The sequence below is a fragment of the Flavobacterium silvaticum genome (genome assembly GCF_012911565.1).
Classification (GTDB): Bacteria; Bacteroidota; Bacteroidia; order Flavobacteriales; family Flavobacteriaceae; genus Flavobacterium; species Flavobacterium silvaticum.
In genome coordinates, this window is record NZ_JAAMPU010000099.1 from 32709 (window position 1) to 58758 (window position 26050).

Consider the following 26050-nt stretch of genomic DNA (forward strand, 5'->3'; position numbering starts at 1 on the left):
ATAATAATAGCACTTGAGGCATAGCCGAACTGTATGAAGCGCAGCGAATAAATAAAAACAAATAATCCACTATTTCGTGGAATCTCGTTTTATGAGATGCGTCTCAATGACTTCCGTGCGATAGTGCTCTTCGTGTTCTTCATGTTCTTCCTCGGCTTCTTCTTTTTGGAGGCGGTCAATAAGCATGGCTGCGGCTTTGCGCCCCATCTTGATTCCGTCCTGGCTGACGGTCGTAATGGTAGGAGTTGAGAATTGGGAGATGATGCCGTCTGTAAATGCAACGACAGATAAGTCTTCCGGTACATTAAGCCCCATTTTGTGGGCCGCTTTTATGGCGATGACGGCAAAGAGTTCGTTGACGGCGAAAACAGCATCGATGGCCCGGTCCAGCAATAATTTTTCAATCGCTTCCCCGCAATGATCCATGTCTTCCACTTTAATAATGAGATTCTTGTTAAACGGAATGTCATTGTCCAAAAGTGCCTTTTCATAGCCGTCTGTACGCAACTTGCCCACGCTCACATAATCTACGGTCGAGACAAGGGCGATTTTCTTCATGCCTTTGTCTATAAGATCCTGAACGGCATCGTAAGCGGCTTTTTTGTCGTCGATGATGACTTTGTCACACAGGATGTCGTTGGTAACACGGTCGAACATCACCACGGGCATTCCTTGATTGATGGCTTCGGTAATGTGATGATAATCGGCCTTTAACTGGGTTTCCTTTGAAAGTGACATGATAAAGCCGTCGATGCTTCCGTTTGCCAGCATTTCCATGTTGATGACTTCCTTGTCGAAAGATTCGTCTGAAAGACAAATGATTACATTGTATCCGTTTTCATTCGCGACCTGTTCGATTCCGCTGATGACTGTTGCGAAAAAATGGTGAACAATCTCAGGGATGATGATTCCAATAGTCTTTGTCTTACGGTTTTTAAGGCTTAAAGCAATATTGTTCGGCTTGTAGTTATACATGCGTGCGAAAGCCTGGATTTTAAGCTTGGTGTCTTCGCTGATTTCCGGACTGTCCTTGAGTGATTTGGAAACTGTGGAAATGGAAACATCAAGTTCTTTAGCGATTTGTTTTAAAGTGATTTTTCTCTTCATTAAATAAGGAAAATTGACAGATAGATAATTTAGGTAAGAAATATTGGGAAAATGCTAATTTAACTATGTGGTAACGTGTAAATACTGGAAAGTTTTCAACACGAAAACGTTTGCGCGACCCTTGTAGAAAGCCGTTTAAGAAATCGTTTGAAATTTTAATTAGTTTTAACACTTCGAAGTCAGGAATACGCTAACTAATCCAAGTTTCTAATCTAAACAAAATGTATGAAAACAATTTACAAAAAGTTGTTATTTATTTTACTGCTGATGCCTTTTGCGGCACTCGCGCAGGGAACTTTATCCGGTACCGTACTGGAAAAAGGTTCCAATCTGCCGCTGCCAGGGGTTAATGTAGTTGTCAAAGGTACCACCAACGGTACTTCTACCGATATAGACGGAAAATTCCAATTACGCGGCCTCACGAATGGCAACGTTTTGGTCTTCAGTTATATCGGATTTGCCGATCAGGATATTACCTATACTGGTCAAACTACGCTTTCCGTGACCATGTCAGAAGGCTCCAACCAACTTCAGGAAGTCGTGGTCCAGGTCGGTTACGGCGGTGTTCGTAAAAAGGACATTACCGGAGCTGTTTCCAAGGTATCTGCTGAGAATTTGAATCAGGGGACGCTGACAGATCCGATCCAGGCTTTGCAGGGAAAGGCTGCAGGTGTAACCATCACTAAACAAGGAGGTAATCCGAATGACGGATTTAATGTTCGGATTCGTGGAGCAGCGGGGTTTGCGGCAAATGGAGGGCCATTATTTGTTGTTGATGGTGTTCGCGGGGTTGACCCGACGACAATCGCTCCTGAAGATATCTTGTCTTACGATGTTCTTAAGGATGCCGCATCTACCGCAATCTATGGTGCCGATGGGGCTAACGGTGTTATTTTTATAACAACCAAAAAAGGAAAGGCTGGTAAAACTACTATAGAGTACAATACATACCTTGCGGTTGATAAAGTCGCCAATCGGCTGAAATTGGCTTCATCTGACCAATACCGGAATTTTGCTACCGATCACGGAATCGCTTTTACCGATAACGGTGGTAATACGAACTGGCAGGATGAGTTATACAGAACAGGAACAAGCAACAATCATAACTTAAGCATTTCCGGAGGAACAGAAAACACTAATTATCGTGCTTCCGTTTCCCATATGGATTTGGAAGGTGTCATTCGCGGTTCCCAAAAGGGGCGTACAATAGGAAGGATGAATGTTACTCAGAAAAGCTTTGATAACAGATTAACTATAGATATGGGTTTATCTGCTACTGTTGAGCATAACAACTATGTAAACTATGGTTCGAATAATGCCACAGACGTTCTGTTTCAATCGTTCCAGCGACTTCCAACCGATCCTGTATATAATGAAGACGGAACTTTTTTTGAAACCAATAGTACCTTCAACTATTACAATCCGGTAGCATCACGTTCACAAGTAGAGAATACGCGAGATGCAAAGCGATTCAACGGTAATTTGAACGTTGATTATGAATTGTTTAAAGGGCTAAATGCTAAAGTGGCGCTAAGTTACATACGAAACGATAGCGAATCAACGTATTTCGAGCCGAGATATTCTAACTTTTATGGCCAAGACGAAGCTTTAATCCGTCGTGGTTACGGACGGCGTAACTATGATAACTATGAGCAAAAGCTTATTGAAACCACACTTACATACAAAAAAACTTTTGGTGAAAATCATAATCTGACCGCTTTAATCGGACATTCTTATCGCGCAAGTATGTCAGACGGATTCCGGGCGCAAGGCAATGATCCCGTATCAAATAGTTTAGGCGCTGACAACCTTCAGAATTTCGAGACACTTTTATTGGGAGACATTACATCTTATAAGAATGAAAGAAAAGACGTAGGCTATTTTGCAAGAATCATGTATGATTACGCATCTAAATATTATATTACGGGAATGATCCGTAGAGATGGTTCTTCAGTATTCGGAGCTAATAACCGTTATGGAAACTTCCCTTCTGTTCAGGTTGCATGGAACGTAGCCAACGAAAACTTCGTAAAAAACAATATTCCGGCATTAAACCTGTTTAAGCTTCGTGCAAGTTGGGGCTTATCGGGTAATAGTAATGTCGAAGCTAATCGTTCGATATATAGAATCGGGCCTAGTGGAACGTTAATAGATCCAGATACGCAAGCACCAATAGTCAATTTGGCTTATCAAAGCGAGCTAAATCCAGATTTTCAATGGGATGAAAATGAGGAAATAAACCTTGGGGCTGATTTTGGCCTGTTCGACAATCGGATTACTGGGTCGTTCGAATACTATCGTAAAGACTTGAAAGACTTGCTTTCGGTTTATCCGACACCATCGAATGGTACTTATCTTTCTCCGATTATTTATGTTAATGGTGGACGCATAAAAAATGAAGGTATAGAAGCAACTTTAAATGCGGAAATCGTAAAAGGAGGTAATTTTTCATGGAATACTACTGTTACGTATTCTTCAAATAAGCAAAAAGTTGAAACGCTTGACAGTTCGGGAGGATTCAATTTGACTGAAGGTATTCGCACAGGATATATCAGTGGACCTGGCTTGGTAGGGGTAAGTACTCAATTATTAAAAGCAGGTTATGAACTTGGTACATTTTACGGATATGAATATGCGGGAGTGTCTGATGGGCGTTGGCTTGTGAGAGGTGCTGATAATCAATTACACTTCTTCGATGAAGTAAACCAAGATTTGAGCCAACGTAAAGTTATTGGAAATGCACTTCCTGATTTTGAAATGGGGTGGAGTAATTACTTCAAATATAAAAATTGGGATTTGAGTATGGCTTTTCGTGCGGTTGTAGGCCACGATATATATAATGCTACAAATCAGGTCTTCGGAAATCCAGATAACATCGGATCTCGTAATGTTAATGATGAAGCTTTTATCCTTTCAGGTAATGTCAACGGAGCGTATCAGGCGTTGTCATATTATATTGAAGATGGCAGTTTTATAAAAATGGATAATGTGAATCTTGGTTATAATTTTAAAAATCCTTCTTTTTCTAAATATATAAGCAATCTGCGGGTTTATGCTTCAATGAATAATGTCTTCACGCTTACGAATTATGGAGGAATTGATCCCGAGGTAAACTTTTCAGGTGGAAACGGAACTAATGAGATATATTTTGGAATAGATCAGTATAACATTTATCCAAAAACACGGACCGTGACATTTGGATTGAACGTTACATTTTAAAAAAAAAGTTATGAAATTTAAAAAGACATTTTTAACATTAGGCCTTGCTTTATCAGCATTCGCATGCTCTGATATAAACACAGAGGCCTATGACTTCATTTCGAGTGACCAGTATCCCGAAAATGAAGTTCAGGCGATTCGCGTGGCAAATCCTGCTCTTGCAAGGGTACAAGGTTTGGCCGATTGGGGCGGATGGTGGTTTCTTCAGGAAATCACGACAGATGAAGCAGCTGCGCCAACACGAGGTGGAGACTGGGATGATGGCGGTAAGTGGCGCGTCCTTCACCAACATTCTTGGGGTAATGGTACCGAAGCAGTCGAACAGTTATGGCGACTGATTTTTGAAGAAAAAGGGTTGCCGGCTGCTAATCTCGCAATTGACCAGTTGACACCTGGCGCCGAGGGTTCACCCGAAGTAGCAACTGTACTCGCTCAGGTTAAGGTTTTACGTGCTTATTGGTTCTATTTGGGCATCGATAATTTTGGTGATATTCCTTTTCCGAGATCTTATATAAATAATCCTGATCGTACTCCGTCGCGTACTCCAAAAGCCGAAGTTTTCGCGACAATTGTTCAGGATATTCAGGAAAGTATTGAATTTCTTCCTGATCCGGTTCCAGGTTCTAAGGCGTCTTCTATAAATAAAGCTACGGCATATGCGCTGTTAGCAAAATTGTATCTGAATGCCCAGGTATATACAGGTACTGCAATGTGGAGCGAAGCTAATCAGGCTTGTGACAATGTTTTACAATATGGTTATGTACTTGAATCTGATCCAAGTCTTCCTTTCAAGGCTAATAACACGGCTTCTAAAGAGCTTATTTGGACTGTTCCTTACGATAAGGATAATTTTACGGGATTCAATTTGCATATGCGTACGCTGAATTATCTCAATCAGCTTACTTTTGGTATGGACGTGCAGCCTTGGAACGGATTTGCAATGGTAGAAGATCATTTTAACACATTTGCTGCTAATGACTTACGTCAATATGCATTGTTGAAAGGGCAACAATATACCTTGGATGGAAATCCAATATTGGATGCAGATGCCAATGGCGCCCCACTTGTACTTACGCCTCATATTCCAGCATTGTTTATGGACGCGGCAAGCTATACGAAAGAGCAAATTCGGATGTCAGGAGTTCGTGTTGTTAAATGGGAGATACCACAGGGAATTAAAGAAAACCTCAGTACCGACTATCCTATTTTTCGTCTTGCAGATATTATTCTGATGAAGGCTGAAGTAATGGTGCGTCTAAATGGTGCGGGTAGTGGAGATTCTTATGTCAATCAAATTAAAGCTCGTGCAGGTATTCCGCAATTGGGAGGATACACACTTGATGACATTTTGGCCGAAAGAGGTCGAGAAATGACATGGGAAGGTCACAGAAGACAAGATCTGATTCGCTTTGGAAAATTCCAGAATACATGGTGGGAAAAAACCAATACAGATCCTAACCGCAAATTATTTCCAATCCCGCAATTTGCAATCAACGCAAATCCAAACCTAACTCAAAACCCTGGTTACTAATAAAATAAACATTCGATAAAATGAAAAAATTATCTTTCTTATTAATGGGATTGTTGGTCTTCGGACTTAACTCGTGTAGCGATGATGATCCCGCGATCAATATTTATGGTGATGAACAAATTGACGTGGCTCCCGTACTTGAGGTTCCGACACCAACAGATTATGTGGTAGTTGAAGATACCAATGAAGCCGAACAGGCCGGTACATTCAACTGGAGTGCTGCAGAATTGACTTATAATGGAGCCGTTTCTTATTATGTTCAGTTGGCTCCAGCAGGTTCTGATTTTGTCAATGCAACGCTTTTGTCTACATCTGCAGTTACAGATCTAACCAAATCGTTCACTTTTCTGGATCTGAATGTCGCTTTGAATAACATCAATTCTAATATTGTGGCTGCTGGTGGCGATCCTATCGATTTTACCATGCCATATTCAGTAGATGTTCGTGTTATGGCCATTAGTGGCGCATCTGAGGCTACGGCTTACTCTAACCTGGAAACAATTACTATTGCAGGATACGAAGATGTATTTGTACCGACGCCACAACTTTTCCTTGTAGGTGCAGTTCAGTCTTATTATGGTCTTGGCGGTTGGGACAACACTACTGCAATGCCAATGCGCTACATAGGAGACGGAACCACACAGGTTTTCGAAGCGTATGTGAAAGTTGCTGCGGGAGACGGATTTAAATTCATCGGTCAGCAAGGTTCTTGGGATAACGGAAACTACGGTACAATCGGCGGAGCTCAGGACGGAAATCTTGAAAATTCAGGTGGAAGTGGCGATATCAAAGTTGCTGCTACAGATGGTGATGGATTCTACTATGTACAGGTTGACATCGATAACCTTACTTACAAAGCTGTAAAAATGAATTGGGGCATCATTGGAGCCGCAACTGCAGGTGGTTGGACAGATGAAACAGCGATGAATTATGACTTCGCTTCCAATACATACAGCCTGACAGCTACGGTTACAGATGGAGAAATGAAACTGCGTTCTAAAAATACAGGACAATACATTTATTCGGATGATTGGAAATTCAACGTCGGAAACAGTGATCCTATGGTGACATATAATCCAGCTGCACCTAACTTCACCGTGACCGGTGGCTCACACGATTTTACACTTTCATTAGATATCCAAGGTACTGCTACCGTTGGTGGTATGTAAGAAAATATAATTATCCAAAGGGGCTGAATCAACAGCCCCTTTTTCCATTTAATACCACATGAGAAAAATCTTATTATTATTCATCGGCCTTTGTCTCGGATTCACATCTGCAGCCCAGGTAACGCCCGTGCCGAACCCTTTCGAGGCGACACAATCTGTTACGCTGAACTTCAACAAGGCCGGAACTCCGTTGGCATCTTATTCGGGAACCATCTACGCCCATATTGGGGTTACGGTTAATGGCAATACCTGGCAAAATGTCATCGGCCAATGGGGACAGACGAACCAGCCTGCCCTTACATTGGTTTCAGGAACGACTTATAAACTGGATATCACGCCGGATTTATTCACCTATTTTGGTGTGGCTGCAGGAAGCAACATCACCCAGATTTGTGTGGTCTTCCGCAACGCTGCGGGAAGTTCACAGACAAGCGATATTTTCATCAATGTCGGGTCATTCCAGGCAAGCCTGAGCGCTCCTGTACTCAACAGTACAACCTTGGTGAATTCGGGTGGAAGTCTTTTCATAGCAGGTTCGAATACAGGCGGAACGGCTAACTACAATCTCTTGGCGAACGGGACATCGATTACTACATCTAGCGGAACATCGTTTTCATATACCGATACCAATATTACGGTAAACAAGAATTACGAATTGCAGATTTCTCAGGGAACAGTGACGTTTTCCAGAAGATTTGCCGTGCTTGTAAATCCAGGTACAGTAACGGAAAGTGTCCCTGCCGGAATGGTCGACGGAATCAATTATAATTCGGCAGATACATCAAAAGCGACACTTGTCCTTACGGCGCCTGGAAAAGAATATGTATACGTTGCCGGAAGCTTCAATAATTACACTCCTACGGCGGCATATGCCATGAAAAAGGATGGGGACAAATTCTGGATCGAGCTTACAGGTCTTACGCCGAATGTTGATTATAACTACCAATATTGGGTTGTTGATACGACTCCGTCTTCGGGTTCTCCGGCTTTGGTCAAAACAGCCGATCCATATTCTACTTTGGTGCTTTCACCATACGACGATCCATACATTCCCGCGGGCAACTATCCGAACCTTCCGGCTTACCCGATTGAGCAAAGCCGTGAAGTTACCGTGTTGAAAACAGGTGTAGCTCCTTACAACTGGCAGGTTACGAATTTTGAAAAGCCGGCAAAGGAAAAGCTTGTAGTTTATGAAGCTCTTGTTCGTGATTTCGATTCAAACCGCAGTTTCCAGAACCTGATCGACAAAATCGATTATTTCAGGAATCTTCATGTAAACGCCATTGAACTGATGCCGGTCATGGAATTCGAAGGAACGGAATCCTGGGGTTACAATACTTCATTCCACATGGCTTTGGATAAGGCGTACGGAACCGAAGATAAATTGCGTGAATTCATCGACCTGTGTCACCAAAATGGAATCGCTGTCATTCTCGACGTTGCCCTGAACCATGCTTTCGGGCGCAACCCAATGGTGCGTATGTGGATGAAGGATCCTGACGGTGACGGATGGGGAGATGCGGCTGCAGACAATCCGTATTTCAATGAATTCGCAAAACACGCTTACAGTGTAGGAAACGATTTCAACCATACATCTGCATATACAAAAGTCTATGTGAAACGCGTCATCAAACATTGGATCGAAGATTTCCATATCGATGGTTTCCGTTGGGATCTGACCAAAGGCTTTACACAGGCTTGTTCGGCTTCGAACGAAACCTGTACCAATCAATATCAGCAGGACCGTGTCGACATTCTTAAGGAATATGCAGGCTATTCATGGGATCTGGATCCGACTCATTACACGATCTTCGAACACCTCGGAACCGATAACGAAGAAAAGGAATGGGCTAACTTCCGTCTCAATGAAACACCTTCAAAAGGGGTCATGATGTGGGGTAAGGTTACAGATCCGTACAACCAACTTTCGATGGGTTATAACAGCAGTAATGATATTTCCGATATCGGTCATGAAGGTCATGCCGGTTTCAATGGTAAACGCGTCATGGGATATGCCGAAAGCCACGATGAAGAGCGCCTGATGTATAAAAACCTGACGTATGGAAACAGTGCCAATTCAGCCCACGATGTAAAAACATTGCCGGTCGCGTTGTCACGCATGTCTGCCATCGGAGCCATTTCAATCCTGGTTCCGGGTCCAAAAATGATTTGGCATTTTGGCGAACTCGGATGGGAATATTCCATCTACACCTGTAATAATGGAACCGTGAATACGCCATCTGATGCTACTTCCGGCGATTGTAAACTCGATACCAAGCCACAGCCGCAATGGACCAACAACTGGCTTGGGCAAACCAATCGTTCCACTATTTACAACGACTGGTCGCGTATGATCCAGATGAAAGAAACACTTCCTGTTTTCAGCGGGGATTATGATTTGAATTCCGGAACGACACTGCAACCTAAATTGTATGTTTACGACACGAGTTTGCCCGACAGCCAGCTAAAGAATGTGGTTGTCCTGACAAATTTCGATGTGACGGCACAAGCTGTAGTTGCCAATTTCCCATACACCGGAAACTGGTATAACCTTATGGACGATTCTCCTGTGAGTGTTTCAAATACAGCGATGAGCTTTACGATCCAGCCGGGACAATTCTTAATCTTCGGGAACCAGCAAGCCAATTTGAGTACAGATGCATTTGATACCTTGTATGATGTCGCTCTTGCTCCGAACCCGAGCCGCGATCAGTTCATGGTCAACCATGCGCTGAAGCAACTCGAGATTTTCTCGCTCAACGGACAAAAAGTGAAAAGCTTCAAAGGAGATTTCAATGAGTCTTTCAGTTATGGAATAGGCGATTTGCCAACTGGATTGTATCTGGTCAAAGTAACCGATGCCAACAACAGGGAAAAAACCCTGAAGCTGGTAAAACATTAAAGTTTGAGTTAGTTTTTATTTGGAACGCCTTTCGGGATCATCCGGGAGGCGTTCTTTTTTTGTGTCGTCAGAAGTCTTATTCTCTTCGTATTTCCTGATGTCTTCCTGCGCTTTCCGGCCATATTTGCGTGCATATCCGGCTCCGATTGCAATCACGATCATAAATAAAATGTACTGATACGTCATATGATCAACAGCGTTTTTTTAAGTCCGTCCTGCATGCATTTCCAAAACATATTGTAGAACGATTTGTCCTTTTCGCGAACCACCGAAACATCGGCGTGTTTTAATTGCTCCTTCGAATCGTTTTTGACTAACAGGTTGGCGACGGCAGTCAGCACTTTGTTTTTCTTTTTGGGATCATCTTTTTTGAAAGCCTTGAACTTGAGATCGTCATATTCCACAGCGAATTTTCCGTGTGCGCCGTCATCATTGCCTGAATAATCAAAAATGACTTTATCCAGATCGCCGCTTCCTTCAAAATTAAGGTAAGGCTTCATGAATTGTTGCAATCTTTCTACAGGGAATTTCGTAATACTGCCACGGATACGGAAACCATCGGTTTTGTCAAGCGTATTGAACGACCACGCGACAACAAGAGGGGAAACGTCCATGAATTTAGCATTGATGGAAATATTGACTGCTGGCAGTTTGCTTTGTCCGAAACCGCTGCGTAGGTTCGTCGCACGCAAATTGAATGGACTGAACCTGAGTTTTCCCGGGCCGCGTTCCGAAATTTTTTCTTCGTATTCCAAAGTCGAATTGACTAGCCTGAGTTCTTTGAGGTCCAAATCGAATTTGAGTTCGCGCAACAATTGGCTGTATAATTTCTTTTTACGCAAATCGTCGGTAATGGTTTTGTTGCGGTAGATATTGGCGTTGGCACGATCAATAACCAAAGATTTTCCAATGACGGACAATCTTTCGTTTTTCCCGAATTTCCAATCAAGCCCATTCAGCGTCACTCTTTTTGCCTTGATGTTGTACAGGTCACGCTCGGTTTTGAGGTTGTGGTCAAATGTGGTTCTGTCCGCATCGCATAAAAATTCAAAATCATCGGCCATGAAATTTTCGTTCGTGCAGGCGATGGTGCCTGTGGAAATATTATAAAATCCTTTGGTTTTGTAGTATAGTTTGCCAATCGTGATTGCGTAATCTTCGAACTTGAATGGAATTTTTTTCTTCATCTGGACAGAATCGACAATAATTCCGTCAATGGAAACAGAAACATCCTCGGCTTTCAAAACCGTTTTATCATTTCTGAGGTCAATCATTTTTATATTGGCATTTTTGACGATCAGTTCAGATACTGCCACGACTTTGTCAAACGGCTTCACGACATCGTCACTTAGATTCCGTGGTTTTTTGGGTTGACTTTTCTGGCCCTTGTATAATGTAACTTCAGGTTTGATTACGGTGAGGCTTCCGGCTTTTATGCGGTCGCGGAACAAAACATCTGTAATGCTGAAATTGTCCAGTGAGACCGATTGGATTTTTGCAAAAACACCGGCCGTGTTTTCTTTATCGGTCAATGCTTCTTTTGGGATAAGGATGATATCCTTGATGCCGATGCTTCGTCTCCAAACCGATAAATCCAGCTTCTTGTAGGTAATGGAATAGCCGGATTTATTCTTTTCGCTAATCAGTTGCGGAAGTTTTTCATTGAGCCACCAATTCGTCAATAGCTGGATTACACCAACAATAACTAGGGTGATTATAACAACATACAATGCAATTTTTACTTTACGGGACATTAGATGCTTTTTTCTAAAGATAAGTATAGTTTTCAAAATTAATTGTAAGATTTTATCATCATTATTTGCTTAAAAAGTGCATTTTGTCGATAAAAAAATATATTTCATCTATTATGTTAAATAACAAAATAAATTCATTACTTATTAATTAAAAACCTACTGATTATGAAACAAATTTATGCCCCTACTTTTGTTTTGGTAATGCTTTGGTTTTCTGCTGCTGTGTGTCAGCGTGGAGACAGAGTATTGATTTGTCATGTGCCTCCGGGAAATCCATCTGGTGCCTATACAACTTCTTTAACCCCTTTTCAGCTTACCCTTCATACCGGAGTGCTGCATCACGATTTCCCGGGTGATTGTTGGCAAGGGTGTACGGCGTCTGAGGTCGTATCGTTTACACAGGGCTTGCAGAGTAACGGGACGCCCGTGGCTGTAAGCAGGTCGAATCCTGACAAGGCACTCGGTTCGCCAGATAGTGTAAATGAGGTCGGCGGATTCTACTCCTTAGGCTTCGGTGGATCGATCATATTGAAAATGGACGGCGGCATTTTGAACAGGCCTGGCAATGACCTTCTTATTTCGGAAACGTCATACCATCAGCCGTCATGTGAATCCTATCCGGAAAAGGCGGAAGTTTTTGTTTCGGAAGATAATGTTTCATGGACTTCATTAGGTGTAATCTGTCAGGATGCCGAAGTTGATATTGCCCCGCTTGACTGGATTTTGTATGTAAAAATTGTAGATGTTTCCGATGCGTCATCGTTTTCCGGAGTGGTCGATGGTTTTGATGTAGATGGCATACAATGTTTGAATGCGCCGCAACAAAGACAAATGGCAATTGAAGAAAATCCGCAGTTCAGTCTGTTTCCCAATCCTGCAAAGGAAATGCTGAATATACGTTATTCGGGTTTTATGGATGATGATGTAATCCAGATTGAAGTGCTTGACCTTAACGGGCGCAGTGAATTAAAGACCGAAGCCAAAGTCCATGATAAAGAAGGAGTCGTCCAGGTTTCAGCTTCAGCAATAAAGCCCGGTTCTCATATTCTCAGCATTATTGCAAGCAGCGGAAAGCAAGTGATACGGTTTGAAAAAAGATGATGAGAAACAGACATAAAAATAAAAGCCCCAATCATTGATTGGGGCTTTTTTGTGGTATCTCCAGGAATCGAACCAGGGACACATGGATTTTCAGTCCATTGCTCTACCAACTGAGCTAAGATACCGTTGCTGATGCGGGTGCAAATATAGAATGATTTTTAATGTATGCAAAACAAAAGCGCAAAAAATATGGACGTATTTTAGCGGGCAAATTTGACGATATGTTACTGGTAATCGATATTGGAAATACGCGTATCAAAGCGGCTGTTTTTGAGGATGATAGACTTATTGAAAATTTTGTCTCGTCAGCTGATTCAATCGTCGGATTGATAAAAAAATGGCTGGAAATATATCCGGAGATTAAAAAAATCATCACGGCATCTGTCGGAAATCCGGAATTGGAAGGTCAGATTGCATTTGCAAATATTTCTTTATATCGTTTTGGCCCCGATTCGAATTATCCAATCAAAAATGCCTACTCAACACCAAAGACAGTTGGGATTGACCGGCTGATCCTGGCTTCTGGCAGTGTTTTGTCTCATCCCAAAAAAAACAGGCTTGTCATTGATGCCGGAACCTGTATTACCTATGATTTTGTAGATGAGTCCGATGTGTATCACGGAGGCGCCATTTCTCCCGGAATCGGGTTGCGGTATAGATCTTTGAATCAGTATACGGCGAGGCTTCCGTTGCTCGAAAAAGAAATGCCTGTTGATTTTATCGGTGATTCCACGTCGGCTTCGATTCATTCCGGCGTGGTTCAGGGAGTGCTCAATGAGATTGACGGTTTCATTGATCTGTACCGCGCCCGCTATTCAAACTTTATCATAATTTTAACTGGGGGCGACACCTTATTTTTGGCTAACCGATTAAAAAATACCATATTTGCCAATCCAAATTTTCTGCTTGAAAGTTTGAACCAAACATATCAATTCGTGCTTAATGATGAATAAATTCCTGGCAGGCGTTTGCTTGCTTATCTCTGCATTTGCGATGGCACAGCAAAGCAGCTATTCCCCATACTCTTATTACGGTTTAGGTGAACAGCGGTTTAAAGGTACGGCCGAATACCGCGCCATGGGAGGCATTTCCTTTTTTGCCGACAGTATCCACGTAAATCTTCAGAATCCCGCAGCTTTTTCGGCATTGAAACTTACGACTTTCTCTGTTGGCGGAACTACATCCTTTGCCGATTTGTCTACAGAAGATATGTCGCAAAAAGCCAAGCGTACAACACTTGATTATCTTGCTGTAGGATTGCCGTTCAAGAAAGGTGGGGCCGTTTTCGGACTGATGCCATATGCTTCTACCGGATATAACCTGGTGAATTACTCCGCGATGCCTTCCGGAGATTCTACCAGGACTTATTATGAAGGAAAAGGTGGCATCAATAGAGTATTTGCAGGTGCTGGATATGAAATAACAAAAAATTTCCGGTTTGGGTTGAGTTTCAACTATAATTTCGGTACGGTAGATACAGAGTCGCGTGAATATATTTACGGTGTACAATACGGGACAAGGGAAAGTACCAGTTCAAGATTGAGCGGCTTCAGTATGGATGCGGGAATTACATACGAAGGGAAAATTGGCAAAAAACTGCGTGTCTACGGCGGTTTGACATATACGCCGGAAACAAAAATGACCGTAAAGAATCAAAGATACATCTCGCTCATCGAAGAATCGAACGGAGGTTATTCCACTATTCAGATCGATACGGCCAACGTTGCGAACATAAAGGTCAAAATGCCATCGGCTTTCAGTGTCGGCGGAGGTATAGGCAAGCCGAGGAAATGGCTGGTCGGAGCCGAGGTGACGTTCCGGAATACAGCCGGACAGCAAAGCCGTTTTGGAAGTTACGGAAACGTGCAATTTGAAAATGCAATAAAGTACGGAATCGGGGGTTATTATATCCCGAACTACAATTCGTTCACAAGCTACCTGAGCCGCATCACGTACCGCGCAGGTGCCAAGTATGAAAAAACAGGTCTTATGCTGAATTCAAAATCAATTGAAGATGCAAGCGGAACAGTTGGCTTAGGGTTTCCTGTTCCCGGACTGTTCTCAAACATCAACCTTGGCGTGGAATACGGAAAAAGAGGAACGGTTTACAGTGGACTTGTCCAGGAACAGTATGTGAACGTTTCCATCGGATTGTCTTTCAACGACCGTTGGTTCCTGAGACGCAAATACGAATAATTAACTTTTTATACTATGCCGCTACCCGTGAAAAAACAGTTTTCCTTATTACTACTGATGCTTCTTACGGGAGCAATCTACGCTCAAAAATCAGTCGATCCGTGCCAGAAAAAAGTTGTGGCGCTCGATAGTATTTTTCGTCTGTCGGAATACGAAACAGCGCTGTCGCTATTCGACGATTTACGCAAAAACTGCAACTCCCAACGCGAGTCTTTCCAATATCAGGGAGTCGATTTGCTCAAATATAGGATCAGTACCCAAAAGGAACCTGCTGCTCGCGAAAAAAGCATCCGGGATTTACTGGCTTATTACGACGAATATGCAAAAGTAGTTCCTTCAAAAGCCAAATCCGTAGGCGTTAAAAAGGCTATGGTTCTTAGTGACTATGAAATCGGCACTCCGGATGAAATCTATGCAATGCTTGACAAATCGTTCATAACGGACCGCGATTCTTTTGATGATCCAAAAGCTATCATGCAGTATTTCAAGCTGTATTACGACAAATTTAAAAAAGGGGACAAAGACATAACGGTTGTTTCATTATTTTCAAAACAGGACGATATAGATCAGCTTATTGCATCCAAAATTTCAAAACTGAACGATAAAGAAGCGCGTCCGTTTAACCAGGTCTCAAAATCCATAGGAAATCTCGTAAAGAAAGAGGCCGATTGCAAAAGCCTTTCCTCTTATTACAATACGTCATTTGAGCAAAAAAAGACCGATACCTTGTGGTTGCAGGTTGCTTCAGAACGATTGCTTGCAAGTTCCTGCACGGCAGATCCCGTATTCCTTTCAATCGCCCAGCAATCTTTTAAATTAAAGCCGACTTCAAAAACCGCTTTCGGATTGGGAATCGCCTATCAGCGTCAGGGAAAGATTGATGAATCTGCCAGGTATTTTGAACAATCTGCCGAACTTGAATCCAAACCGCTCGAAAAAGCCAACCGATATTTCATCCTCGCTTCTTCCATATACAGAAATAGGGACAATGCAAAAGCCAAGGCATCGGCATTGAAAGCGTTGCAATTTGATCCGGCCATGGGCAAAGCGTGGCTGCTCCTTGCCCAAATGTATGCAAGTGGGAGTAAAGGCTGTACGAATTCCGGATTCGAGAAAAGAGCGCTCAATCTGCTGGCATCAGAAACGGCTTTGAAGGCGGGTGTCGCCAATCCTAAAATGAAGAATACGGCAGAGGATGCTTCTAAAAAATATCTTGCAGATGCTCCGACTTCACAGGAAATCAAAGAGGCAGGAATGGCAGGAAAAACCATTACTTTTGGATGTTGGATCAATGAAAAAGTCAACATTCCAAAATGATAACCCAATGTCAGGAATGATAAAGACCGTATTTACCATAACCTCGGTATTTTTACTCATGGTTTTGTCCATGTCCTGCGAAAGCAATTTCAAGGAGGTACAGCGTTTGGGTTTCTCAGAATTCACTCCGAGTTTCCAGGCCGAGGATTTTGATTTGAAGTATACAGATTCGGGTCGCATAACCTCGATACTCAAAAGTCCGCAGATGCTGGATTTTTCTTCAGTCAAATATCCGTTCATAGAATTTCCAAAAGGAGTCAATGTCACTTTTTTTGACAAAGCAGGAAAAAAGACCTATGTCAAATCTGATTACGGTGTACAATATAAAGGTACAAGCATCATAGATTTACAGGGCAATGTACGTATCTGGACAGATGCCGGTCAGCTTCTCGAAACCGAACAGCTATACTTTGACCAGAAAAACAACTGGTTCTTTACCGAGAAAAAATTTAAATTTACAGACCCGAAAGGCGTTTCGTTTGGAGAAGGCATAGATTTCTCGCGCGATTTCAAGATCGTGAATTCCCAGCGAATCAATGGCGAGGTCGACAAATCGGGTGAAATGTAATCCCGAAATCATTTGTTATGAACTATCTTAAATATACCCAATACGTTTACCTGATTGCCTGTCTGTTCTTTATCTACGAGGGAATTACAAAATTTCAGGAAAGAAGTGAAGATTACTGGCTTTGGCTTACCATAGCGGCTTTGTGTTTCTTTATGTTCCTTTTCCGCAGGCGCTTTGGTAAAAAATTCGAAAAACACGGCGATAAAAAGAAAGAATAGGCTTTCATTTTTATAGATTTCAAAGGGCATTTCGACGCCCTTTTTTTTGTATCCTCAATTTTAGGCGAAATTATTTACTGCGGCTATGGTTATTACACAGATAATTGTATTTTCGCAGACTGAATTAAAAACCAACAATATAAAATGGCAGTTTTATCTAAGATTCGGCAGCGTTCCTTGCTGTTGATACTTGTAATCGGATTCTGTTTGCTGGCGTTCGTCATTCAAGACCTTGTTACGGGCAAGAATGGTATAACGACTTCAAAAGACGTAGGAAGCATTAATGGAAAAGATATCACCTTTGAAGATTTTCGTCTAAAGGTCGGTAACATGGAAAAAAGCGGGCAGGGAATGACCTCGACCCAGGCTTCAAATCGTGTTTGGGAACAAGAAGTGGCTGTAACGCTGCTTGGCGACGAATTCGAGAAACTAGGTTTGCGTGTTGGTGAGCAGAATATTCTTGAATCTTTCAAAAACGACCAGAATTTCGCACAGAACCCCATGTTCAAAAACGAAAAAGGTGAATTCGACATGGAAAAAGTGCGCGAGTTTGCCAAGACAGGTGCCGAACAAAAGCAATTCATAGAAGAAAAGGAAAAAGATGCTGCGCTGAATGCAAAGTATGTTGTCTATAACTCACTTATCCGCGGTGGTCTGTATGCTACGGATCTCGAAGGTAAATTCAAATACGAAGCAGAAACTACAAAAGCTACTTTCGATTATGTTCCGGTGCTTTTCTCATCGATTAAAGACAGTGATGTCAAGGTTACAGATGCCGAATTGACCGAATACATGAAAAAGAACGAGAAGAAATATAAAGCAGACGAGAACCGCGAGCTTGAATACATTCTTGTCCCTGAAAAACCGTCTGCTGCAGACGAAGCGGAGGTTAAAAAGAAAGTAAACGACCTTTTGAACGGAGGTGTCGTTTACAATGAGGAGACGAAGCTCAGCGATACGCTACCTTCTTTTCGTACTATTTCAGCATCACAGATTGGTGATTTCGTAAACCGCAACTCAGATCAGCCTTATGATTCGACCTTTGTCGCTAAAAAAGACTTGCCAACCCAATATGCAGATGCATTGTTCAATTTGCCTGTGGGTGCTATTTACGGACCTTATGTTTTGGGCGATTATTACTGTGTAAGCCGTGGAATGGGGCGTGAAGCCGGTGCGAATGCCAAAGCGAGCCACATCCTTATTTCTTACGAAGGCACACAGGTTCCGAATAAACGTGAAAAGCGTACCAAAGAACAAGCAAAGGCCAAAGCGGAAGAATTGCTTGCCCAGGCTAAAGCGAATCCACAGAGTTTTATGATGCTTGCCCTTACGAATTCAGATGATTCATCTGCTCAGCAAGGTGGCGATTTGGGTTATTTCTCAAAAGGAAGAATGGTGAAGCCATTCAACGATTTTGTTTTCAACAATCCAATCGGAACAATTGGTCTTGTTGAGACAGATTTTGGATACCACATCATCAATGTAACTGATAAGCAGGATGCCGTTAAATTGGCAACCATCGCTCAAAAAATCGAGCCTTCAGAAGCTACTTCCGACGCTATTTACCAACAATCGGTAAAAGTGGAAATGGAAGCTAACGAGAAAGATTTCGCTTCTGTCGCCAAATCTGAAAAACTTGCCGTTGTTCCGGCCAAAGTAAAAGGAACCGATGAACTGATCGGAGCTTTGGGCAACCAACGCCAGATAGTACTTTGGGCGTTTAATAAAGACACTGAGGTTGGAGACGTGAAACGTTTCGAAGTATCGAAAATCGGAAACGTAGTAGTCCGCTTGAAAAAAGTAAATCCGGAAGGGTTGCTTTCACTTGACGAAGCCCGTATTGCCGTTGAGCCAATCCTGAAGAACAAAAAGAAAGCAGACATGATCAAGGCTAAAATGACTGGTGCTTCTCTGGCTGCAATCGCCCAGGCAAACAAAGCTACGGTTCAAACGGCTACAGATTTGACCATTGAATCGTCAATGATCCCGAACGCAGGCCCGGAACCTGCAGTCGTTGCGGCTGCCGAAGTTACCGCAATAGGAAAAATTTCAAAACCTGTAGTTGGTAAATCAGGTGTTTACGTAGTCCAGCCAAAAGTTGTGACAAAAGCTCCGGCTTTGAAAATGCATACGGATTATGTGACTAAGCTTAAGCAGATGAACGGCCAACAAAGTTCAAGAGTGCTTCCGGCGCTTAAAAGCGAAGCAAAAATTGAAGACAACAGACTTAAGTTCAATATGTAATTGAACTTCATGATAGAGAATTAAATCCCGGCATTGTCCGGGATTTTTCTTTTTGAAGCGTATCTTCGGGAAAATACTTTTTATGACCGAAGCCGAATTACGCGAAATGGCCCGTCAGCTATCAAATCCTGTTGGTGAAAACGGAAAAAAGGTTGCCGCAATGATGAATGATGGCAACCATGAAATGATCCTCAAGGGAATCGAAGCGCTTGAAATTCGAAATCGCGAAAGAATACTCGAACCGGGTCATGCAGGCGGCGGTCATTTGAAGGCGCTCCTCGATTCGGCAGATGATATCCATTATACTGGTCTTGAAATATCGAAAGATATGAGACAGATGGCGGAACAAACGTATAAAGATTTACGGCATAAAAATCCGGCCGATTTTTTAGTGTTCGATGGATTAACCATTCCACTTCCGGATACAATCTATGATAAAATCCTGACTGTAAATACCATCTATTTTTGGACTGAACCTCAAAATTTCGCCTCTGAATTATTAAGAGTTCTCAGATCCGGAGGCAGTTTGGTTCTTGTTTTTGCCCCGAAGCATTTTATGGAGAGGCTTCCTTTTACGTCACATATATTCAAATTGTATGAGCCGGATGAAGTTGTCAGATTACTTAAATCTTCAGGTTTTGAAAACATAGATATCAGTAGCCATATTGATTGGCCCATTTCAAAATCCGGCGATAAAGTAGAACGACCCTTTCAAATAATAAGGGCGTTCAAACCAATTTAAAGAATCATGTCGTCAAACGGAATGACCGTATCGAAGCCTTTTGCTGAAAAATAGTCTACAGGATTTTCTTTTGAAACCGCGAGTACAAAATCACCGCCCCAACCGCCAAGACTTTTTACGACTCCATTGAAATCCGGGAACAAAGCTTCTTTCACCGTATGCATTTCGAGCAGCCCGCTTACGAGGCTTTCGTGTTTTTCGAGTTGGTAGGCAAAACTTTTTAAATCGGGTGCCAGAAGAACCGCTTCAGTAATTTTGTTGATTTGCTGGATGACGCGTTCCGGATTGAAAATACGGTTTTTGTAGTACGATGCGATTGCGGCTTTACTGCTCTGTTTTTTATTCAGGTAGACAAAATACAGGTGGTTTTTGAAGTCCGGCCGGAAAGCAACTTCTGTGACCACGGGTTTCTCATCGACAAGTTGATAGGTGATTGGCGAATCGTGTTGGGCGCACGCAATATCATAGCCGCTACCGCCAAAACTGTCACGCAACAGTTGGAATGCATCTATCTGTAGCCATGCCGCAATATTACTTATTAAAGTAGACGATGTTCCGAGGCCCCAATGCCGGTCGAAAGTGAGGTGTGTCTCAACCGATAATCCCGGTGCAGCAAGGAAACCGGGATTTTTGAGATAGCCTTCGTGCAGGATTTCAAGAAGCCTTTGACGAACATTGTCTTCTTTCTCGACATAGTCCGGGGTGCAGATTTCGTCGAATGTAAAGCGGTCTTCGAACCAGATAGTCCCATCGTGCTCAAAACTGCGCCAACGGATTTCTTTTCCGGTTCCGGAAGAAACGGTGAGGTGTTGTCCTTTTTTGGTAGGAAATGCGAGGGCTTTTGCTCCGTCGAGCACTACATATTCGGCGGTAATGAGCAGTTTCCCGTTGGCATAAAAATGTTGTTCCATAAATGTTTGGGGAAAGCCGTACCCGAGCGAAGCGAACTGGCACAGCAATCGGCTCCTGAAATTTATTTTCGTAATTCTTCTATATAGCTTACCGCCGCGGCGTGCGATATGGCATGTTTTTTAAAATGGCGACGTACTTTTTCGCGCTCTTCATCGGTGGCATTGTATTGGTTCAGGATGTTGTTCAGGTGCATTTTCATATGGCCTTCCTGGATTCCGGTTGTGGTCAACGATCTTAATGCGGCGAAATTCTGGGCCAATCCGGCGGCGGCGACAATCTGCATGAGTTCCTGTGCCGATGGTTTCCCGAGCAGCTCCAACGCAAATTTTACAAGCGGATGTAAAGATGTCAAACCACCGACCGTACCCAAAGCCAAAGGAACTTCGAGCCAGAAATACAGTTTTCCATCGCGGATAGCTGCCCTTGAAAGGCTTCGGTATTTTCCGTCGCGTGCAGCATAAGCGTGAACCGCAGCTTCTATGGCGCGGAAATCATTGCCTGTCGCAAGCACCACGGCGTCGATTCCATTCATGATGCCTTTGTTGTGGGTTACGGCGCGGAAGGTTTCGGCATGTGCGATTTCGGTAGCGAGGACAAATTTTTCGGCGAAGGCTCTTGGATCGGGAATGTTTTTTTCGGCCAAATCTTCTATAAGGCATGAGACTTCGGCACGTACGATACAATCCGGGACATAATTGGAAAGAATGCTCATAACGACTTTTATGTCGCGCTCTTTCTCGTTGAAATCCAGCCATGTTTCGGCTTCACCTATTAGTGTTTTGGCGAATTGCTCCAAACAGGAATTGATGAAATTCGCGCCCATTGAATCGGCTGTTTCAAATGTGGCGTGAAGTTGGAAATAATGAGGGATTTCAGCCGTTTTGTCGCGGAGTTCGATGGTTCTGATTCCGCCACCGCGTTTCTCCATATTCTGGGTCAGGAAAGCTGAATTCTCACGGAATTTTTGTTGAATGTCAGAGACGAATCGTATCAGTTTTGTAGTATCGCCTTCAAACAGGAAATGCACCTGTCCGATTTTTTCGGTATCGATGACTTCGGTTGCAAAACCACCTCGGCTTGCCCAGAATTTGGCTGCCTTGGAAGCGGCGGCTACAACCGAACTTTCTTCAATGACCATAGGAACCGAATAGGTGCGCCCGTTGATGACGAAATTCGGGGCGATTCCCATTGGCAAATAGAAATTCGTGATGGTGTTTTCTATGAAATCGTCGTGGAGCTGCTGGAGTTTTTCATCGGAATTCCAGTAACTGCGCAATAGACTTTCAGCTGCATCGGCATTGGCAAAATAGGTGGAAGCGATCCATTTGATTTTTTCGATTTTGCTCAGTTTGGAGAATCCGGAAATGGCTTGGTTCATCGAGTCAATTTTCTTGATACAAAGATACTTTTTGACTGTATGGAAATTATTGGAAAATGTCCTAAAATTTAACTCGGAAAATTTCCGTGTCGATAATTGGATTTTTAACTTGCAGCATTATGAAGGAGCAGAGTGACGATTACATCAGAGGCCGGGGCGCGCAGAAAAATGTTCACAACAGGTTTTTTGCGGAGTCGTATCATATGGAAGATGAATTCCTCAATTATTGCCATTCCGAAGGCGATAATCCAGATGATAACAAGACACAGTTCCTCGAAGTCTATCCAAAAACCATCGTCAATAAAGTAGAAAGCCCCGATGTTGGGATGGCGCATTCGATGAATTCCTACCAAGGTTGCGAACATGGCTGTATCTATTGCTACGCCCGCAACAGCCATGAATATTGGGGTTATAGTGCCGGATTGGATTTCGAACGCAAGATTCTTGTCAAGAAGAATGCTCCCGAATTGTTAACTGAAAAATTGCAGAACAAGAATTGGAAAGCACAAACGATTGTCATGTCCGGAAACACGGATTGCTACCAGCCGGCCGAGAAAAAGTTCGGGATTACAAGGAAATGCCTGGAGGTTTTTCTCAGGTACAAACATCCGGTAGGCATTATTACAAAGAATGCATTAATCATGCGGGATGCCGATTTGCTTCAGGAATTAGCGAAGGATAATTTGGTTGGTGTCAATGTTTCTATTACTTCCCTGTCTGAAAAAACAAGGGCGCTTGTCGAGCCTCGGACAGCAACCATAAAAAAGAGGCTGGAAACCGTGAAGGCTTTATCGGAAAAAGGAATTCCGGTGAATGTGATGCTCGCCCCGATTATTCCGGGAATCAACAGCCATGAGATTTTACCTTTGGCGAAGGCGGCTTCGGATGCAGGCGCGTTGTCGATCGCACACACCATTGTCCGCTTAAATGGCGCCATTGCAGAAATCTTCACCGACTGGATCCATAAAGCAATGCCTGACAGAGCCGAAAAAGTCCTCAATCACATCAAAGCCTGCCATGACGGGAAACTCAATGATTCGCGATGGGGGCAACGGATGAGAGGTGAAGGTGAATTCGCGGAACAGGTTTCGGCCCAGATGCGGCTGGCACGCAGGAAATTTTTTGAAGGCAAGTCTTTTCCGGGGATGAATTATGATTTGTATGAAGAGATGCGGGACGGGCAGTATCGGTTGTTTTGAAACGATTTCATTTGTTGGAAAGGTGGGTTGCAACATCCGTTTTCAATTGAACCGTTTTTGTGTGAAATGGCCTTTGAAAAATCGTTTCACACGTTTATTGTGTTAAACCTATTTTGAAAATCTGTTTCACACACTTTTTGTGTTAATTCGCGATTATCGATCGTTTTAACACAAAAGCCAATCGGATACTATAATAAAAAAGTAAATTTTTAGCGGGGACAAACACTGTCTCATCGCTTTTTTTTCGTGCCCAAAAGTGGCATTGTTTCCGATTTTTTCACTAAACTTGACGGTTTTTAGACAAAACTTTAAATGGGGAAATTTTTAAAGACCGGCTTGCTGTTCCTGCTGATCGGTTTATCCAGTGTTGCACAAAAAAAGATTACGGTAGACGAGATTTACCGCGGCCAGTTCCGCACCAAAGGCATGGATGAACTCAATGCCATGAAAAATACAGATCAATACACCGTATTGAACTTTGACAAACCATCTGAAAGTGCACGGATCGATCTTTTTGATTTTGCGACTTTAAAGAAAACAGCTACACTTTTTGACGGGAAGGATTTTTCGGAACTCAAAACTTTTGACAGTTATTCTTTCGATCCATCCGAAAAGAAAATCCTCATAGCCGTTAACTCAAACCAGATTTATCGCCATTCTTTTACTGCGGACTATTTCCTCTACGAAATCGGAACCAAAAAACTCGAAAAATTATTTACCGGTGTCCAGGAACCGACATTTTCTCCGGATGGGAATAAGATTGCCTATGCGTCCGGGAACAATCTTTTTGTTTACGATATAGCTTCAAAAAAGACAACCCAAATCACGTCTGACGGAAAGAAGAACAGCATCATCAACGGAATTTCAGATTGGGTCTATGAAGAGGAATTCGCCGTGGTCCGCATGTTCGACTGGAGTGCCGATTCAAAGAAATTGGCTTATGTACGCTTCGACGAAACGGAAGTTCCGGAATTTTCGATGACCGTTTTTGAAAAAGAATTGTATCCGAAAACCGAAACGTTCAAGTATCCGAAAGCAGGAGAAAAAAATGCATTGGTGTCGCTCCATTTGTTCGATGTGTCAAGCGCTAAGGACCAATCGGTCAATCTGTCAAAATACAATGACTTCTATATCCCGCGTCTCAAATGGACGAATGATGCCAATGTACTGAGTGCGCAAATCATCAACCGCCATCAGGATAATCTGGATATTTTATTCATCGATGGGAATTCCGCTGCCTCGAAAGTCATCCTCAATGAAAAGGATGCGGCTTACGTCGATATCACGGATAACCTGACTTTCCTCAAAGACAACAGTTTTATCTGGACGAGTGAAAAAGACGGTTTCAACCACATTTACTATTACGACAAGACCGGGAAATTGCAGAACCAGGTCACGAAAGGAAATTGGGAAGTCACGGCTTATTACGGTTTTGACGACAAGACGGGGAACATTTTCTACCAGTCGGTTGAAAACGGGTCGACGGTACGCGATGTCTATCGTATCAGCCTCAACGGGAAGAACAAGAAAAAACTGTCGTCCCAAAACGGAACAAACGCGGCGACCTTCAGCCCAAAGTTCGATTATTACATCAACAATTTCTCAAGTTCCACGGTTCCGCCTACATTCACATTACGTGCGGCAAAAGACGGAAAGGAGCTTCAGACCATCGTCGAAAATTCGGCCCTTCTCGAAAAAATGAAGGGGTACGATTTACCCACAAAGGAATTCTTTACGCTTAAAACCATCAAAGGAAACGAACTCAATGCCTGGATGATCAAGCCGAAAGATTTCGATCCGGCTAAAAAATATCCGGTCTTCATGTTCCAATATTCGGGGCCGGGATCGCAGCAGGTTGCGAATGATTGGCTCGACTATAACGATTTGTGGTTCTTGTCATTGACGCAACAAGGTTATATCATTGCCTGTGTGGATGGACGCGGGACCGGTTTCAAAGGTGCGGCTTTCAAGAAAATGACGCAAAAGGAATTAGGTAAATTTGAAGTCGAGGACCAGATCGATGCCGCAAAAGTCATTGGAAATTATCCGTATGTAGATGCTTCGCGTATTGGGATTTTCGGTTGGTCTTACGGCGGATTCATGGCCTCGAACTGTATTCTTAAAGGTGCCGATGTTTTCAAAATGGCAATCGCCGTGGCACCAGTAACTAACTGGCGTTTTTACGATTCGATCTACACCGAAAGATACATGCAGACGCCTCAGGAAAACGCGTCGGGTTACGATGATAATTCGCCTATCAATTTTGCATCACAACTCAAAGGAAAATATCTGCTCATCCACGGATCGGCAGATGACAACGTCCATGTCCAGAACTCCATGCAGATGATTGAATCACTGGTTCAGGCAAACAAGCAATTCGACTGGGCAATCTATCCCGATAAAAACCACGGCATTTATGGTGGCATGACGCGAATCCAACTTTTTGATAAAATGACCGATTTCGTTCTCAAAAATTTATAATTCAAAACTAAA

General features: G+C 42.9%; 19 protein-coding genes and 1 tRNA gene. 14 read left to right on the plus strand and 6 right to left on the minus strand.

What is annotated here, in order from left to right; translation table 11 throughout:
- Positions 1-69: 69 nt before the first annotated feature.
- Positions 70-1107 (minus strand): LacI family DNA-binding transcriptional regulator, encoded by a 1038-nt coding sequence (locus G6047_RS03865; RefSeq protein WP_169526165.1) that lies wholly within the window; start codon positions 1105-1107, stop codon positions 70-72.
- A gap of 225 nt (positions 1108-1332) precedes the next feature.
- On the opposite strand from G6047_RS03865, the gene G6047_RS03870 reads away from it, so the two are divergent.
- The 4 genes from G6047_RS03870 to G6047_RS03885 are packed head-to-tail and all read left to right on the plus strand — an operon-like array spanning position 1333 to position 9928.
- Positions 1333-4326, plus strand: coding sequence for a SusC/RagA family TonB-linked outer membrane protein (locus tag G6047_RS03870; RefSeq protein ID WP_169526166.1), 2994 nt, complete (start codon positions 1333-1335; stop codon positions 4324-4326).
- A 10-nt stretch (positions 4327-4336) separates the two neighbouring features.
- Complete coding sequence (locus G6047_RS03875) at positions 4337-5857, plus strand: RagB/SusD family nutrient uptake outer membrane protein (RefSeq protein WP_169526167.1); 1521 nt, start codon at positions 4337-4339, stop codon at positions 5855-5857.
- Between the two features lie 20 nt (positions 5858-5877).
- Positions 5878-7026: a SusE domain-containing protein gene (locus G6047_RS03880; RefSeq protein ID WP_169526168.1), complete on the plus strand. Its 1149-nt coding sequence runs from the start codon at positions 5878-5880 to the stop codon at positions 7024-7026.
- A gap of 58 nt (positions 7027-7084) precedes the next feature.
- Positions 7085-9928: an alpha-amylase family glycosyl hydrolase gene (locus G6047_RS03885; protein ID WP_169526169.1), complete on the plus strand. Its 2844-nt coding sequence runs from the start codon at positions 7085-7087 to the stop codon at positions 9926-9928.
- A 15-nt stretch (positions 9929-9943) separates the two neighbouring features.
- On the opposite strand, the gene G6047_RS03890 is transcribed toward G6047_RS03885, so the two are convergent.
- Both G6047_RS03890 and G6047_RS03895 read right to left on the minus strand, forming a co-directional pair.
- Positions 9944-10114 (minus strand): hypothetical protein, encoded by a 171-nt coding sequence (locus G6047_RS03890; protein WP_169526170.1) that lies wholly within the window; start codon positions 10112-10114, stop codon positions 9944-9946.
- Positions 10111-11682 (minus strand): AsmA family protein, encoded by a 1572-nt coding sequence (locus G6047_RS03895; RefSeq protein WP_169526171.1) that lies wholly within the window; start codon positions 11680-11682, stop codon positions 10111-10113. The genes G6047_RS03890 and G6047_RS03895 overlap by 4 nt, the downstream gene beginning before the upstream one ends.
- 165 nt (positions 11683-11847) lie before the next feature.
- Here G6047_RS03895 and G6047_RS03900 point away from each other — a divergent pair, with 165 nt between their 5' ends.
- Positions 11848-12783: a T9SS type A sorting domain-containing protein gene (locus G6047_RS03900; RefSeq protein WP_169526172.1), complete on the plus strand. Its 936-nt coding sequence runs from the start codon at positions 11848-11850 to the stop codon at positions 12781-12783.
- Positions 12784-12835: 52 nt separating this feature from the next.
- Here G6047_RS03900 and G6047_RS03905 read toward each other — a convergent pair.
- A tRNA-Phe gene (locus G6047_RS03905) sits at positions 12836-12908 on the minus strand.
- 96 nt (positions 12909-13004) lie between these two features.
- Here G6047_RS03905 and G6047_RS03910 point away from each other — a divergent pair.
- From G6047_RS03910 to G6047_RS03940, 7 genes are all read left to right on the plus strand, one after another.
- Positions 13005-13736, plus strand: coding sequence for a type III pantothenate kinase (locus G6047_RS03910; RefSeq protein ID WP_169526173.1), 732 nt, complete (start codon positions 13005-13007; stop codon positions 13734-13736).
- Positions 13726-14979: a hypothetical protein gene (locus G6047_RS03915; RefSeq protein WP_169526174.1), complete on the plus strand. Its 1254-nt coding sequence runs from the start codon at positions 13726-13728 to the stop codon at positions 14977-14979. Before G6047_RS03910 ends, G6047_RS03915 begins: the two co-directional genes overlap by 11 nt.
- 27 nt (positions 14980-15006) lie before the next feature.
- The gene (locus tag G6047_RS03920; RefSeq protein WP_169526175.1) at positions 15007-16296 is read left to right on the plus strand and encodes a tetratricopeptide repeat protein; all 1290 of its coding nucleotides are present in this window, start codon (positions 15007-15009) and stop codon (positions 16294-16296) included.
- Positions 16297-16303: 7 nt separating this feature from the next.
- Positions 16304-16864, plus strand: a complete 561-nt coding sequence (lptC, locus tag G6047_RS03925) for an LPS export ABC transporter periplasmic protein LptC (RefSeq protein ID WP_169526176.1) — start codon at positions 16304-16306, stop codon at positions 16862-16864.
- A 17-nt stretch (positions 16865-16881) separates the two neighbouring features.
- A complete protein-coding gene (locus tag G6047_RS03930; protein WP_169526177.1) occupies positions 16882-17082 on the plus strand; it encodes a hypothetical protein in 201 nt (66 codons plus the stop codon).
- A gap of 144 nt (positions 17083-17226) precedes the next feature.
- Entirely contained in the window at positions 17227-19326 is a 2100-nt protein-coding gene (locus tag G6047_RS03935; protein ID WP_169526178.1) for a peptidylprolyl isomerase, read from the plus strand.
- Between the two features lie 82 nt (positions 19327-19408).
- Positions 19409-20068, plus strand: coding sequence for a class I SAM-dependent methyltransferase (locus G6047_RS03940; protein ID WP_169526179.1), 660 nt, complete (start codon positions 19409-19411; stop codon positions 20066-20068).
- On the opposite strand, the gene G6047_RS03945 is transcribed toward G6047_RS03940, so the two are convergent.
- Complete coding sequence (locus G6047_RS03945) at positions 20065-20979, minus strand: GYDIA family GHMP kinase (RefSeq protein ID WP_169526180.1); 915 nt, start codon at positions 20977-20979, stop codon at positions 20065-20067. The two genes, G6047_RS03940 and G6047_RS03945, sit on opposite strands and share 4 nt — an antisense overlap.
- 62 nt (positions 20980-21041) lie before the next feature.
- Positions 21042-22358, minus strand: a complete 1317-nt coding sequence (locus G6047_RS03950; protein WP_169526181.1) for a hydroxymethylglutaryl-CoA reductase, degradative — start codon at positions 22356-22358, stop codon at positions 21042-21044.
- Positions 22359-22477: 119 nt separating this feature from the next.
- Here G6047_RS03950 and G6047_RS03955 point away from each other — a divergent pair, with 119 nt between their 5' ends.
- Both G6047_RS03955 and G6047_RS03960 read left to right on the plus strand, forming a co-directional pair.
- Entirely contained in the window at positions 22478-23557 is a 1080-nt protein-coding gene (locus G6047_RS03955; protein WP_169526182.1) for a PA0069 family radical SAM protein, read from the plus strand.
- 312 nt (positions 23558-23869) lie between these two features.
- Positions 23870-26038: a S9 family peptidase gene (locus G6047_RS03960; RefSeq protein WP_169526183.1), complete on the plus strand. Its 2169-nt coding sequence runs from the start codon at positions 23870-23872 to the stop codon at positions 26036-26038.
- The last annotated feature ends 12 nt before the right edge of the window (positions 26039-26050 follow it).

Coding starts and splice junctions, on each gene's coding strand:
- G6047_RS03910 (WP_169526173.1), top strand. CDS start 13,005: ATGTTACTGGTAATCGATATTGGAAATACGCGTATCAAAGCGGCTGTT.
- G6047_RS03865 (WP_169526165.1), bottom strand. CDS start 1,107: ATGAAGAGAAAAATCACTTTAAAACAAATCGCTAAAGAACTTGATGTT.
- G6047_RS03950 (WP_169526181.1), bottom strand. CDS start 22,358: ATGAACCAAGCCATTTCCGGATTCTCCAAACTGAGCAAAATCGAAAAA.
- G6047_RS03890 (WP_169526170.1), bottom strand. CDS start 10,114: ATGACGTATCAGTACATTTTATTTATGATCGTGATTGCAATCGGAGCC.
- G6047_RS03900 (WP_169526172.1), top strand. CDS start 11,848: ATGAAACAAATTTATGCCCCTACTTTTGTTTTGGTAATGCTTTGGTTT.
- G6047_RS03885 (WP_169526169.1), top strand. CDS start 7,085: ATGAGAAAAATCTTATTATTATTCATCGGCCTTTGTCTCGGATTCACA.
- G6047_RS03895 (WP_169526171.1), bottom strand. CDS start 11,682: ATGTCCCGTAAAGTAAAAATTGCATTGTATGTTGTTATAATCACCCTA.
- G6047_RS03880 (WP_169526168.1), top strand. CDS start 5,878: ATGAAAAAATTATCTTTCTTATTAATGGGATTGTTGGTCTTCGGACTT.
- G6047_RS03940 (WP_169526179.1), top strand. CDS start 19,409: ATGACCGAAGCCGAATTACGCGAAATGGCCCGTCAGCTATCAAATCCT.
- G6047_RS03875 (WP_169526167.1), top strand. CDS start 4,337: ATGAAATTTAAAAAGACATTTTTAACATTAGGCCTTGCTTTATCAGCA.
- G6047_RS03960 (WP_169526183.1), top strand. CDS start 23,870: ATGGGGAAATTTTTAAAGACCGGCTTGCTGTTCCTGCTGATCGGTTTA.
- G6047_RS03930 (WP_169526177.1), top strand. CDS start 16,882: ATGAACTATCTTAAATATACCCAATACGTTTACCTGATTGCCTGTCTG.
- G6047_RS03870 (WP_169526166.1), top strand. CDS start 1,333: ATGAAAACAATTTACAAAAAGTTGTTATTTATTTTACTGCTGATGCCT.
- lptC (WP_169526176.1), top strand. CDS start 16,304: ATGTCAGGAATGATAAAGACCGTATTTACCATAACCTCGGTATTTTTA.
- G6047_RS03915 (WP_169526174.1), top strand. CDS start 13,726: ATGATGAATAAATTCCTGGCAGGCGTTTGCTTGCTTATCTCTGCATTT.
- G6047_RS03935 (WP_169526178.1), top strand. CDS start 17,227: ATGGCAGTTTTATCTAAGATTCGGCAGCGTTCCTTGCTGTTGATACTT.
- G6047_RS03945 (WP_169526180.1), bottom strand. CDS start 20,979: ATGGAACAACATTTTTATGCCAACGGGAAACTGCTCATTACCGCCGAA.
- G6047_RS03955 (WP_169526182.1), top strand. CDS start 22,478: ATGAAGGAGCAGAGTGACGATTACATCAGAGGCCGGGGCGCGCAGAAA.